At 67.7% G+C, this 12,814-nt stretch carries 14 protein-coding genes; 2 read left to right on the forward strand and 12 right to left on the reverse strand.

Going from position 1 to position 12,814, the window contains the following annotated elements:
• The first annotated feature begins 75 nt into the window (after positions 1-75).
• Complete coding sequence (locus AC23D4_RS12720; protein ID WP_472890192.1) at positions 76-537, forward strand: winged helix-turn-helix transcriptional regulator; 462 nt, start codon at positions 76-78, stop codon at positions 535-537.
• Between the two features lie 22 nt (positions 538-559).
• Complete coding sequence (locus AC23D4_RS12725) at positions 560-805, forward strand: hypothetical protein (protein ID WP_472890193.1); 246 nt, start codon at positions 560-562, stop codon at positions 803-805.
• Positions 806-815: 10 nt separating this feature from the next.
• Here AC23D4_RS12725 and AC23D4_RS12730 read toward each other — a convergent pair whose 3' ends face one another.
• The 12 genes from AC23D4_RS12730 to AC23D4_RS12785 form a co-directional block, all read right to left on the reverse strand.
• Positions 816-1,208 carry a glutaredoxin family protein gene (locus AC23D4_RS12730; protein WP_472890194.1) on the reverse strand — a complete coding sequence of 131 codons (393 nt, stop codon included), beginning with the start codon at positions 1,206-1,208 and terminating at the stop codon, positions 816-818.
• Positions 1,205-1,660: a putative toxin-antitoxin system toxin component, PIN family gene (locus AC23D4_RS12735; RefSeq protein ID WP_472890195.1), complete on the reverse strand. Its 456-nt coding sequence runs from the start codon at positions 1,658-1,660 to the stop codon at positions 1,205-1,207. The genes AC23D4_RS12730 and AC23D4_RS12735 overlap by 4 nt, the downstream gene beginning before the upstream one ends.
• On the reverse strand, positions 1,657-2,991 hold the full coding sequence (locus tag AC23D4_RS12740) for a THUMP domain-containing class I SAM-dependent RNA methyltransferase (RefSeq protein ID WP_472890196.1): 1,335 nt from the start codon (positions 2,989-2,991) through the stop codon (positions 1,657-1,659). The genes AC23D4_RS12735 and AC23D4_RS12740 overlap by 4 nt, the downstream gene beginning before the upstream one ends.
• Positions 2,988-4,637: an RNA polymerase factor sigma-54 gene (rpoN, locus tag AC23D4_RS12745; protein WP_472890197.1), complete on the reverse strand. Its 1,650-nt coding sequence runs from the start codon at positions 4,635-4,637 to the stop codon at positions 2,988-2,990. Before rpoN ends, AC23D4_RS12740 begins: the two co-directional genes overlap by 4 nt.
• Before the next feature lie 193 nt (positions 4,638-4,830).
• Positions 4,831-5,607 (reverse strand): LPS export ABC transporter ATP-binding protein, encoded by a 777-nt coding sequence (gene lptB, locus AC23D4_RS12750; RefSeq protein WP_472890217.1) that lies wholly within the window; start codon positions 5,605-5,607, stop codon positions 4,831-4,833.
• Positions 5,608-5,612: 5 nt separating this feature from the next.
• A complete protein-coding gene (gene lptA, locus AC23D4_RS12755; protein WP_472890198.1) occupies positions 5,613-6,248 on the reverse strand; it encodes a lipopolysaccharide transport periplasmic protein LptA in 636 nt (211 codons plus the stop codon).
• A 139-nt stretch (positions 6,249-6,387) separates the two neighbouring features.
• Positions 6,388-7,026 carry a thiol:disulfide interchange protein DsbA/DsbL gene (locus AC23D4_RS12760; RefSeq protein WP_472890199.1) on the reverse strand — a complete coding sequence of 213 codons (639 nt, stop codon included), beginning with the start codon at positions 7,024-7,026 and terminating at the stop codon, positions 6,388-6,390.
• 65 nt (positions 7,027-7,091) lie between these two features.
• Positions 7,092-7,781, reverse strand: coding sequence for an SPOR domain-containing protein (locus AC23D4_RS12765; protein WP_472890200.1), 690 nt, complete (start codon positions 7,779-7,781; stop codon positions 7,092-7,094).
• 14 nt (positions 7,782-7,795) lie between these two features.
• On the reverse strand, positions 7,796-9,469 hold the full coding sequence (gene argS / locus AC23D4_RS12770; protein ID WP_472890201.1) for an arginine--tRNA ligase: 1,674 nt from the start codon (positions 9,467-9,469) through the stop codon (positions 7,796-7,798).
• A 240-nt stretch (positions 9,470-9,709) separates the two neighbouring features.
• The gene (locus AC23D4_RS12775; protein ID WP_472890202.1) at positions 9,710-10,621 is read right to left on the reverse strand and encodes an HTH-type transcriptional regulator ArgP; all 912 of its coding nucleotides are present in this window, start codon (positions 10,619-10,621) and stop codon (positions 9,710-9,712) included.
• Positions 10,622-10,664: 43 nt separating this feature from the next.
• Entirely contained in the window at positions 10,665-11,483 is an 819-nt protein-coding gene (eutC, locus tag AC23D4_RS12780) for an ethanolamine ammonia-lyase subunit EutC (RefSeq protein WP_472890203.1), read from the reverse strand.
• Entirely contained in the window at positions 11,480-12,814 is a 1,335-nt protein-coding gene (locus AC23D4_RS12785) for an ethanolamine ammonia-lyase subunit EutB (protein ID WP_487623741.1), read from the reverse strand. The genes eutC and AC23D4_RS12785 overlap by 4 nt, the downstream gene beginning before the upstream one ends.

A 12,814-nucleotide genomic window follows, 5' to 3' on the forward strand; every position in this document is an offset into this window, starting at 1 on the left:
TGTGGAAACGATGAGGAGCGGAGAATATCCTTCTAACAAACTTTTCGTAAGTACGAACACAAAGGTAAGTACCCCATGAATACCAACGAACCGTTGCCCGGTGCCGAAGCCCCCGCTATCGCCACGCTGATGGAGCGTGGTGAGCTGTTCGCTGCCGAATGCCCCTCACGCGCCGTGCTGCAGCACGTGACCAGCCGCTGGGGCGTGCTGGTGCTGGTGGCGCTGCTGGCGGGCACGCACCGCTTCAGCGACCTGCGCCGCAAGATCGGCGGCGTGAGCGAGAAGATGCTGGCGCAGACGCTGCAGTGGCTGGAGGGCGATGGCTTCGTGCTGCGCACGCAATACCCTGTTGTGCCGCCGCACGTGGAATACAGCCTCACATCGATGGGCGTGGAGGTAGCGCGTCAGGTGGAAGGCCTGGCGGACTGGATCGAGGGCAACCTCGGCCGCATCCTGAGCGGGCGGCGCGAGCGCGCCGACGCGCTGGCAGTCGCCCCCTTGCCCGGCGTGCGCGCCGGTGTGCGGACCCCGGCATGAGCGCAGCACGGAGGGTCGTCCAGTGAGCGCAGCGCCGGGACCCCTGAGCCTGAGCCCCGTGAACGAGGGCGTGTTCGCCGTGCTGGACGCGGCCGGCCAGCATGTGGGTTACCTCAAGCGCATCGGCGCGGTGTGGAAATTCAAGGCCGTGGGCAGCACGTCCCGGGGCGAGACCGTGCCCGGCGGCGGGCCACTGACGGAGCGGCACAACACGGTGTTTGAGCGGCCGGATGCGGCCGGGGTGAGCGCTGGCTTGCTGGCCGACTGAGGCCAGCCGCTCAGGCTGTGGCGAAGCGCCCGCGCAGGTAGCCGATGATCGCGGCCGAATCGACCAGCCACTGACTCTGACCAGACGCATCGGTGATCTTCAGGCAAGGCACCTTGGTCGCTCCGCTGCCTTGTTGCAGTTCGGCGCGGTGGGTGGCGTTGTGCTGGGCGTCGCGCTGCTCGATGGGCAGCGAGAGGCGGCGCATTTCCTGCCGCACCTTGATGCAGAACGGGCAGGTGCTGAACTGGTACAGCGCGAGGTTCTGGCACTGCAGATTCACGGTGGTCTGGGCTGCGGGCTCGCGCACCACGCCTTTCGGCTGGGTGAGGCGCTCTTTCAGCAGCATGAACGGGCCGAGCACGGCGCGCATGGTTTTGAAGAAGGCGCGGACGATGGTTTTCATGGGGTGATGGGTTGGGGTTGAATGGCGGCGGGCGCCCATTGGCGGTTCACGCTCACACCGAGTGTGGCCAGCCGTTTGGCCATGCACAGCACGGCCTTGTCTTTGCTCAGCAGCACGGCCGTGTGGGCAACGGCGAGGTCGATGAACTGCTGGTCGTCGGTGTCCTTGCAGGTGAAGGGCGCCTTGGGGGCGGTGTCCGCGAGCTGGACGCGGGCGTCGAAGGCGGCGAGCACGGCCTCGGCGGTCAGGGACCGGGCCTCCAGGCGTTTGACCACCTGCGGGTAGGCCAGCACGCGGCGCAATTCTTCGCGCATGACGGGCGTGGCCAGCCAGCGGCTCTGCGGCTTGGCCAGGGTCGCGCGCAGCGGCAGCGTGGCCGGGTCTTCGTAGACGAAGAGGTCGAGCACGACGTTGGTGTCGATCACCAGCGTCACCGGATCCGTTCTGCTCATGCCGCGGGCGGAGTGGCGTCTGGGGCACGCCTTGCGGTGAGATCAAACCGGAACAGCCTGCATTCGATCGGACCGTTCCACAACGGCACGCGGCGCGATTCCTTGAAGCGCATCTTGCCGGGCAGCTTGAGGTCGGGCGTGAGCAGCCAGGCGCTCCAGCCCGCGTAGTGGCTCTTCCAGTGAGCGGCGAGCTGCTGGAAGAACTCGCTGCCGTCGCCGCCGTCGGCCATCTGCGCGCTCTCGCGGCCCAGGCCGGGCGCGGGGGGCGCAGCCTTGCCGGCCGCGCCGGTGCGGGGGGCGCGCGGCTCCATGCGCTGGGCGCGGGCGCTGGCGTTTTCTCCAGCCACACCGGCCGCGGCGATGCGCTCGCCGTAGGGCGGGTTGAGCAGCATCACACCGGGTTTCTGCGTGGGCGGCATACGCTGCAGGGCGTCGCCGCCGCGCAGTTCGATCGCGTGGGCAACGCCTGCGCGCTCGGCGTTGCGCTGCGCAAAATCGACCATGCGGAACGACACGTCGCTGCCGAACACGATGGGCGCGTGGCCTTCGGGCCAGTCGCGCATCTCGCGCTCGGCTTCGTCCTGGATCGCGGTCCACACATGCTGCTGGAACGGCAGCATCTTTTCAAACGCAAAGCGGCGCAGCATGCCGGGCGGGATGTTGAGCGCGATCTGCGCCGCTTCGATCACCACCGTGCCGCTGCCGCAGCAGGGGTCGTACAGCGGGGTGATGTCGTCCAGCGTTTGTGCCTCGCCGCCGTTCCAGCCGGTGGCAGCGATCATGGCCGCGGCCAGCGTTTCCTTCAGCGGCGCGTCGCCCTTGTCTTCGCGCCAGCCGCGCTTGAACAGCGGCTCCCCCGAGGTGTCGATGTAGAGCGTGAGTTCGTCGGTGGTGACGTGGGCGTAGATGCGCACGTCGGGCCAGGTGGTGTCCACGCTGGGGCGTTCGCCGCGTTTGTCGCGGAAGCGGTCACAGATGGCGTCCTTGATCTTCAGTGCGGCGAAGTTGAGGCTGGTCAGCGGGCTGTGCTGCGCGGTGATCTCGACCTTGATGGTCTGCTGCGGCGTGAACCAGATTTCCCAGGCGATCTCGCTGGCTGCGTTGTACAGGTCCTGCTCGCCGCGGTAACCACCGTGCCAGAGCTGCACCAGCACGCGCTGGCTCAGGCGGCTGTACAGGTTCAGGCGCATGGCGTCGCGCCACGAGGCCTTGATGCCCACACCGCCGCGGGCCTTGAAGGCCAGCGGTTCGTTGGTGATGCGCTGCACCTCGTCGGCGAGCATGTCCTCCACGCCGGCCGCACAGGGGAGAAACAACTTCAATTGATTCACAGGCTTTTTCTAAGGTTGGCCGGTGCGATGCGAAGTGCCTCGCGGTACTTGGCCACGGTGCGGCGCGCGCACTCGATGCCCTGCTCCTTGAGCAGGTCGGAGAGCTGGTTGTCGGACAGCGGTTTCTTGGGCTCTTCGGAGGCGATGAACTGTTTGAGCAGGGCGCGCACCGCGGTGCTCGACGCGTTGCCGCCGGTTTCGGTGCCGAGCGAAGAGCCGAAGAAGTACTTGAGCTCGTAGGTGCCGAACGGCGTGGCCATGTACTTGGCGGTGGTCACGCGGCTGATGGTGGACTCGTGCAGGCCCAGCTCGTCGGCGATCTCGCGCAGCACCAGCGGGCGCATGGCGAGTTCGCCGTGCATGAAGAAGTTGCGCTGGCGCTCGACGATGGCACTCGATACGCGCAGGATGGTGTCGAAACGCTGCTGAATGTTCTTGATGAACCAGCGCGCTTCCTGCAGGCGCTGCTGCATGGCGGCGTGGCCGGCTTCGCCGCCGTTGTCCCGGCCGCCGCGGTTTTGGCGCATGGCGTTGGCGTACACGTCGTGCACGCGCAGGCGCGGCATCACGTCGGGATTCAGGATGACCTTGAAGCCCCGGCCGGCGCGTGTGACGATGACGTCGGGCACGACCACGTTGCGCTCCACATCGATGAAACGGCGCCCGGGTTTGGGTTCAAGCCGCGCGATGACACCCAGCGCGGCGCGCGCCGTTTCGTCGTCGATGCCGCACAGGGCGCACAGACGCTTGATGTCGCGTTTGGCCACCAGCTCCATCGACTGGTTGCAGATGGCCAGCGCCGCGCGCGCTTCGGGGGTGTTGCGCAGCTCTTCGATCTGCAGGCGCAGGCATTCGCCGAGGTTGCGCGCACCCACGCCGGTGGGCTCCATGTGCTGCAGCCAGCCCAGGGCCATGCGCAGCTGCGCTTCGACGGCCTCCAGCTCTTCGATGGCAGGCGAGGTGGCCTCGCGGCCGTGCATGAGCCGCCAGAAGCCCAGGGCGAGCTCGGCCATGTCGTCTTCGAGGTAGGCATCGTCGTTGAGCGATTCGATGAGGAAATACAGCGCCGCCGCGTCCTCGTCGCTCAGCCGCAGACAACGGGCCTGCTCGTGCAGGTGGTCCTGGAGGCTGACGGGACTGCGGGCCAGGTCGGCTGCGCTGGCGGTTTCGTCGTCGCCACCGGAGCCGCTGTTGCGCGCCGGTGCGTCGCCGCCCCATTCGCTGTCATCGGGCGCCATCTCGACCGTGCCGTCGCCTTCCCAGCTTTCTTCCACCGGGGTGGCGCCGTCGAGCCGGCTTTCGATCTCGTCGCCTGAGCCGCTGTCGGCGGGCGCGTCGGACGTGCTGCTGACGCGGTCAGGCAGCGGGCCGTCAAATTCGGCGGGGGCGGCCACGGCGTCGGCCACCGGCAGCGCGGCATCGGCGATCTGTTCGCCGGCGCTCACCGGCGCATCGACCTGCTCCAGACCGAAAGCCTCGCGCTCGGCGATCTCTTCCGTGCGCTCCAGAAACGGGTTTTCGTCGAGCATCTGCTCGACCTCCTGCGCCATTTCCAGCGTGGAGAGTTGCAGCAGGCGGATCGATTGCTGCAACTGGGGCGTGAGCGCCAGATGCTGCGATACACGCAGGGAGAGGCCTTGCTTCATGCCTGGGCGTACAGCAGCGGGAAACGGAGATTCGCCGCCGGGCCGCCCCAAGGCGAATCAACCCCCTTGGGGGGCAGCGCGCCGCGCAGCGGCAAGGCGTGGGGGCCACAAGACGCCGCCGGGCCGCCCCAAGGCGAATCAGCCCCCTCGGGGGGCCGCGAAGTACATGCAATGACGAGCGTGGAGGTCATGTTCACATGCGGAAGTTCTCGCCCAGGTACACACGGCGTACTTCGGCGTTTTCCACGATCTCTGCGGTGGGACCGCTGGCCAGAACATGGCCGTCGCTGATGATGTAGGCGTGGTCGCAGATGCCCAGGGTTTCGCGCACGTTGTGATCGGTGATCAGCACACCGATGCCCCTGGACTTCAGAAAACCGATGATGTGCTGGATCTCCAGAACCGCAATCGGGTCGATGCCGGCAAAGGGTTCGTCCAGTAGGATGAAGCGCGGGCGCGTGGCCAGGGCCCGGGCGATTTCCACCCGGCGCCGCTCGCCCCCGGAAAGGGCGGGCGCCGGCGAATCGCGCAGATGGTCCACCCGCAGGTCCTTGAGCAGTTCATCGAGGCGGCTGCCGATTTCTGCTTCGGTCAGGGGTTTGCCATCCACATCGTGCTGCAGCTCCAGAACGGCGCGCACGTTCTGCGCCACCGTGAGTTTGCGGAAGATCGAGGCCTCTTGTGGCAGGTAACCCAGGCCCAGCCGGGCACGGCGGTGGATCGGCAAGCCTTCGATGCGCTGGCCGTCGAGCAGGATCTGCCCGCCATCGGCACGCAGCAGGCCCACGATCATGTAGAACGAGGTGGTCTTGCCGGCGCCGTTCGGGCCCAGCAGGCCGACCACTTCACCTTTGTCGACCTTGAGCGAGACATCCTTGACCACCGTGCGGCTGCCATAGGATTTCTTCAGACCCCGGACTTCCAGACTGCTGCGCACCGCCATCGCCTGAGGCGTGCTGGCCATGAGCATGGTCGTCACTTCTGCTTCTCGTTGAGATCGGTGCTGGGTCGCAGCTTGGCAGGATCGGTCGGGGCGGGTGCCGGGGACGCCGCATCGGGAATGGGCGTGAGCATGGCACGCACGCGACCCGAGGGGTTGGCGGCCGTGCGGTTGGCGGGTCCACCCTTGACGGTGAACACCTCGGTCAGGCTGTTGTAGGTGATCTGATTGCCCACACTTTCGTCGTTCAGCTGGGTGCCGCGGTAGCGGCGCAAGACGGCGCTGCCGGTGAACACCACGGTCTGGGCCTTGCTGTCGTATTCAATGCGCTCACCCTCGCCTTCGATCCACTCGTCCAGGCCTTCGCGCTTCTGGCGGAAGAAACCAGGCGCTGCCGCCGTGCCGGTCACCACGCCAAACTGGTTGCCCTGCGGATCCTGGCGCACGTCCATCTTGCTGCCCCGCATGACGATGGTGCCCTTGGTGATCAGGACGTTGCCGGTGAACACGCTGGTCTGCCGCGTGTCTTCGTAGCGCAGCGCGTCCGCCTCGATGTTCATGGGCTTGTCTTTGTCGGCCAGCTCCGCGTGGGCCGCGCCTGCCAGCACCAGACCGGCCATCGTGGCAAAGAGACTGCGGATCCATGGGGGGGGAAGGTGGTGTGTGGGCATGGCTTTAATAGGGCACAAATCTTGCATTCATTGTAACGGTGCAAAGGCCACTTGTCGGCATCCAGCGCTCAATGAGCCGGCCCGAAAAGCACAAGACCCGCCTGCAGCGGGTCTTGCTCGCGGCACGGGGAACCCGGGATCAGGTTTTGCGTGCTTCAGCAATGAGTGAATCGGCAATCAGCATCGTGCGCGGACCCTGCCCACCGATGTAAAAACGGCCCGCCACACCCAGCGCAGGTGTGCCTTCAACGTCATAAGCGTTCTGCAGCCCGATGGCGGCCTCGGCCATCTTGATGGCACTGCCGTTGAAGAAACCGGTGAATTTTTCACGGTCAACACCCTGCTTCTCCACCCAGGCGGTGATGGCCGGCGCCGTGGTCAGCGGCAGGCGCTCTTCGTGAAAAGCCTTGAACACCTTCTGGTGCAGGGCATCGACCAGGCCCATGGATTCCAGCGCGAAATACAGGCGCTGCATGGGCACAAAAGCCGTGTTGAAGGCCACCGGCACGCGGCGCACCTTCACATCGGCGGGCAGCTTCTTGATCCAGGCGTCGAGCAGCGGCTCGAAATGGTGACAGTGGATGCAGGAGTAGGCAAAAAACTCCACCACTTCCACCTGCCCCGGTGGCGTGCTGACCGGCACCGGCTTGCTCAGTCGGACAAAGTCCTTGCCCTCCTGGAACCCGACGCGCTGCGCCCAGGCGGGGCTGAGCCCCAGGCCACTGGCAGCGAGGGCACCGGCAGCCAGCAGAGAACGGGATAGATCGCGGCGTTGCATCGAATCAAACTCCTTGTGTTGACCTACTTGGTTTCACAGGCCATGGGAAAAGTTCCGGGATGGGTTCAGCGCTGAACGCGCACCAGGGCGGCATCCACCCCGTTGACTTCGAGTTGTTCCAGCGTGGCGTCGGCCATGGCTTTCTGGCTGAATGGTCCGACGCGCACCCGGAAAACGGGGCGCCCGGACTGCTCCCGTTCGCTGATGTCGGCCGCCATGCCCAGCATGGCGAGTCGGGCGCGCTGGGCTTCGGCTTCTTCGGGCGCGCGGAACGCGCCCGCCTGCACGAAGTAGGTGAAAGGATCGGCCGGCACCGACGCGCTGTCCGACGGTTCGGCCCCCTTGACCGCGCCGGTGCGCGCCCGCATCAGGTCGCCCAGGGGATCGGCCTGCGTCGGCTCTGGTTGCCGGGCGGCGGTCTTGTCGGCGGCCGGCTCGGTGGTCGTTGCGGCGGGACTGTCTGCCGGTTCAGCCACGGCTGAAGCGGGCGCCGGCTCCGGGCTCACAACCGGTGGTGGCAGGGTGGCCGGGCTGCCGGCCAGACCGGCATTGGGGTTCCAGCCTTGGTTGCGCTCGGCCTCCTCCACATCCTGCGCCGGTTTGCGCGACACGCCCCGGTCGACAAAGGGCACCGGTACGCGCGTGACGTACACCGCCACCGACAGCGCAATGCCCAGCCCCACGAGCAGGCCCACCACGAAGCCCACGATGGTGCTGCCGTGCTGTTTGTGTGCCTGCAATGTCTGTTGTTTCATAGGGGGTTTCCGCTTCACATCTTTTGCGGGGCGCTCACGCCCAGCACCGCGAGGCCATTGTGCAACACCTGCGCCGTGGCTTTCACCAGCGCCAGGCGGGCCAGTTTCACCGCCTCGTCGTCCACCAGGATGCGCTCGGCATCGTAGTAGCTGTGGTAGCTGGCGGCCAGTTCACGCAGGTAGAAGGTGACGTCGTGCGGCGCGAAGTCGCGCGCAGCGTCGGCCAGCATGGCGGGGTACCTGGCCAGCAGCAGCATCAGCGCCTGCGCGGCCGGGCTGTCCAGCGCCGAGAGGTCCACGCCGCCCAGCGTGGCCGGGTCGCCGCCCCAGGAAGCCAGCACCGAGCAGATGCGCGCGTGCGCGTATTGCACGTAGTAGACCGGGTTGTCGTTGTTCTTCTGGACCGCCAGATCGACGTCGAAGGTGTATTCAGTGTCGGGCTTGCGGCTGAGCAGGAAGAAACGCACCGCGTCTTTCGAGGTCCATTCGATCAGGTCGCGCAGCGTCACGTAGCTGCCGGCGCGCTTGCTGATCTTGACCTCTTCGCCGCCCTTGACCACGCGCACCATGGTGTGCAGCACGTAGTCCGGATACCCGGCCGGGATGCCGACGCCAGCGGCCTGCAGACCGGCGCGCACGCGGGCAATCGTGCCGTGGTGGTCGGTGCCCTGGATGTTGATCACCTTGCTGAAACCGCGCTCCCACTTGCTGATGTGGTAGGCCACGTCGGGCACGAAGTAGGTGTAGGAGCCGTCGCCCTTGCGCATGACGCGGTCCTTGTCGTCACCGTAGTCGGTGGACCTGAGCCACAGCGCGCCGTCCTGCTCGTAGGTCTTGCCGGCGTCGCGCAGCTTCTGCACCGTGGCGTCCACCTTGCCGCTGGTGTACAGGCTCGACTCCAGATAGTAGTGATCGAACTTGACGGCGAAGGCCTGCAGATCCAGATCCTGTTCGTGGCGCAGGTAGGCGACGGCGAAAAGGCGGATGTCGTCGAGCGCATCCACGTCGCCGCTGGCGGTGAATTCGCGGTCATCCGAATGCACCGTCTTCTTGGCCAGGTAGTCGTTGGCGATGTCCTGGATGTAGTCGCCGTTGTAGGCGGCCTCGGGCCATTGTTCGTCGCCGGGCTTGAAGCCCTTGGCGCGCAACTGGGTGCTGTTGGCCAGGGTGCCGATCTGCACGCCCGCGTCGTTGTAATAGAACTCGCGGTGAACGTCCCAGCCCTGGGTCTGGTACAGGCTGCAGATGGCGTCGCCCAGCGCGGCCTGGCGGCCGTGGCCCACGTGCAGCGGGCCGGTCGGGTTCGCCGAGACGAACTCGACCATCAGGCGCTGACCGTTGGCCGGTTGCACACCGAAGCCCGCACCGGCCTCCAGCACTTCTTTCACGATCTGCTGTTTGGCGGCGGGCTTGAGGCGGATGTTGATGAAGCCGGGTCCGGCGATGTCGATGTCGCTGACCCACTGCTGGTACACCGGCATCGCGAGCAGCGCGGTGCGCAGGCTTTCGCCAACCTGGCGCGGGTTGAGCTTGAGCGGTTTGGCCAACTGCATGGCCGCGGTCACGGCGAAGTCGCCATGGGCCGCCACCTTGGGCGATTCGAAGGCGGCCTTGGCGCCCGCGCCGGGCGAGAGCGCGTCGAGCGAGGTGGCCAGACCGGCCAGCAGTTCCTGTTTGATCTTGAGCATAGGGATGGGATTTTAGGCGGCGGGCCTCTGCGCTTGTTTCAGGCGGGCACAAGGCCAGCCGGGACCTCGCCCGAGAGCCAGCGCGCCCGGTGGTCGGTGCAGGCGCGCACCTTGGGCAGGCGGTGGCGCTCGGGCAGCATCGCCGCGCAGATCGGCACGCGCTGCGGTCGACCCAGGTGTCGAGCCCCAGCACCTGAACCCGTACCCGTGCGGGGGAAGCCCCGGCAATCCCGCTGTCGTTCAATCCGTTGAAACCGGCGGCAGGCTGGCATGGGCCGCGGCCTTGACCGCCTGTGTCAGGCGCTGGGCCGACAGCGGCTCGCGCGCCCAGTGCTGCCAGTAGAGCACCACGTCCACCGTGGCGCCGGGCAGCACTTCCTGCAGCCCCGGCCGCCGGGCCAGATGCTGCTCGGGCACCATGCCCCAGCCCAGGCCGAGTTCGATCGCGGTCTCGAAAGCTTCCACCGCGGGCGCGAAGTGCTTCGGGTAGTTCGGCTGCTTCAGGCCGAAGTGCTGCGCCAGAAAACTGTCCTGCAACGCATCCTTGCGGTTGAAGATGATGGCCGGTTGTGCCAGCAGCTTGTGCGGCGACACCGTACCGCGCGGAGTGCGGCAGCGCTGCACCACGGCCGGCGCGGCCACGCAGCGGTAACGCATCACGCCCAGCGGTTCGGCCACGCAGCCCCGCATGGGTTCCGCTAGCGTGGTCACGCAGCCGATCACGTCGCCGCTCTTGAGCGCGTCGTGCGTGTGGTCCTGGTCGTCGATCAGGATCTCCAGCAACAAGCGGTGGCGCTGCAGCAGCGGCGCCACGCCGGGCAGAAACCAGCCCGCCACCGAATCGGCGTTGATGGCCACACTCAGGCTCTGCCAGGCGGCGCCCGCGCCACGCGGCTCGCCCCCCTGCAAGCCGACCAGCAGGTCGGCCTCCATCATCTGCAACTGCTTCACGTGCGCCAGCAGCGCCTGCCCGGAGGCGGTGGCACGCACCGTCTTGCCCCGCACCAGCAGGCGCTGGCCCAGGTGCGACTCCAGCGACTTGATGCGCAAGGACACAGCGGCCAGGGTCAGGTTCAGGGCCTGTGCGGCCGGTCCGAAACCGCCGTGTTCGATCACGGCGGCCAGGGCTTGCAGTTGGCGGGCGTCCAGCATGGATGAGAGAAACTTGATCGATCCGAAGACGGTTCAGACCAGTTTAACCAGCATCCAGATGGGCAGGCGCTTGGGACACCATGGGCAGGCCGCTGTGGTCTTTGAGCGCCACACCGGTCAAGCCCAGGCGCAGGCCCTCGTGCACCAGCCAGGCCAGGCGCCGCGCAGCGGTGAGCGGGTCTTGTCCGGCAGGCCGCACGTTGGAGATGCAGTTGCGCTGCGCGTCGGTGCAGCCCACGCGGGGCGCGTGGGTGAGGTAGATGCCCACACTGTCGGGTGAACTCAGGCCAGGGCGCTCGCCCACGACCATGGCGACCATGCGCGCGCCGAGCTGTTCGCCCACCTCGTCGGCCACGGCCACGCGCGCCTGGCTCACCAGCACCGGTGGGCTGAGGGTCAACGGCCCGCCCAGCGCCGCGCGGATGGCGCCCAGCAGCGGCACGGCATGGCGCTGGATGCCCAGGGCCGACAGCCCGTCGCCCACGACCAGCGCCACATCCGGGGATGCGCCACTGGTGTGCCAGGCCTGCAGTGCCGCCACACTGTCGCCGTCGAGTCGACGCCCCAGATCGGGGCGCAGCAGGTATTCGTGGCGGTCGCGGGCTCGGCTGCGCAGTGTCAGCGGCGCGGGCCAGCCATCGGCCTGCAACTGGTCGGCCAGCGTGACCACGTCGAGCGGCAGATGGATGGCGTCGCGCGCCTGCGCGTGGGCGAGCGAGAAGCCCAGCACCTCGTGCGTGGGCAGGCTGACCCCGCTGCGGCCGAGCGCGATGCGTGCGGGCGTGTAGCGTTTGAGGCGCGCCCAGGGGTCGGCACCGGTCTCGATTTCGGTGCCTGGCGCGGGGGTCTGGTCCGGTGTCATGCGGGCTCCGGCAGGGTCCACAGGCGTTGCGACAACGCGCCTTGCGCGGCGGCCGGCAGCAGGCGGCCATCGGCCCCCGTCACCCCCACGCCCTGCAGCCAGGCCTCGAACTCGGGCGCGCGCTTCAGGCCGAACAGCTCGCGCAGCACCAGCGCGTCGTGGAACGAGGTGCTCTGGTAGTTGAGCATCACGTCGTCGGCGCCGGGCACGCCCATCAGGAAGTTCAGTCCCGCCGTGGCCAGCAGCACCATGAGGTTGTCCATGTCGTCCTGGTCGGCCTCGGCGTGGTTGGTGTAGCAGATGTCGCAGCCCATGGGCAGGCCCAGCAGCTTGCCGCAGAAGTGGTCTTCCAGGCCGGCGCGGGTGATCTGCTTGCCGTCGTACAGGTATTCGGGGCCGATGAAGCCAACCACGGTGTTCACCAGCAGCGGCTGGTAGCGCCGCGCCACGGCGTAGGCGCGGGCCTCGCAGGTCTGCTGGTCCACACCGTGGTGCGCGTTGGCCGACAGGGCGCTGCCCTGGCCGGTTTCGAAATACATCACGTTGTGGCCCACCGTGCCCCGGCCCAGCGCCAGGGCCATGGCGCGGGCTTCGTCGAGCAGCGCCAGGTCGATGCCGAAAGACTGGTTGGCGGCCTGGGTGCCGGCGATGGACTGGAACACCAGGTCCACCGGGGCGCCCAGCTGCATGGCCTGCATGGTGTTGGTGACGTGGGTGAGCACGCAGGTCTGGGTGGGGATGGCGCCGCGCGCCAGCACCTCGGCCAGCAGGTGGTTCAGCCGCACCAGGTCGGGCACGCTGTCGGACACCGGGTTGATGCCGACCACCGCATCGCCCGCGCCGTGCATCAGGCCGTCGATCAGGCTGGCGACGATGCCGGCGGGGTCGTCGGCGGGGTGGTTGGGCTGCAGCCGCACCGAGAGGTGGCCGCGCAGGCCCTGGGTGTTGCGAAAGCGGGTGACCACCTCGCAGCGGCGCGCCACCAGCATCAGATCCTGGTTGCGCATGAGCTTGCTCACGGCGGCCACCATCTCGGGCGTGAGGCCGGAGGCGAGCCGGCGCAGCGCCTCGGGCGTGGCCCGTTCGCCGAGCAGCCAGTCGCGAAAACCGCCCACGGTGAGCGAGGCCACCGGGGCGAAAGCGGCGGCGTCGTGGCTGTCGATGATCAGCCGGGTGACTTCGTCGTCTTCGTAGGGCACCAGCGCCTCGCTCAGGAAGCGCGCGAGCGGCACGTCGGCCAGCACCCAGCGAGCGGCCACGCGCTCCTGCTCGGTGGCGGCGGCCAGGCCGGCCAGGCAGTCGCCCGAGCGCAAGGGCGTGGCCTTGGCCAT

This window comes from Hydrogenophaga sp. L76 (assembly GCF_057654755.1).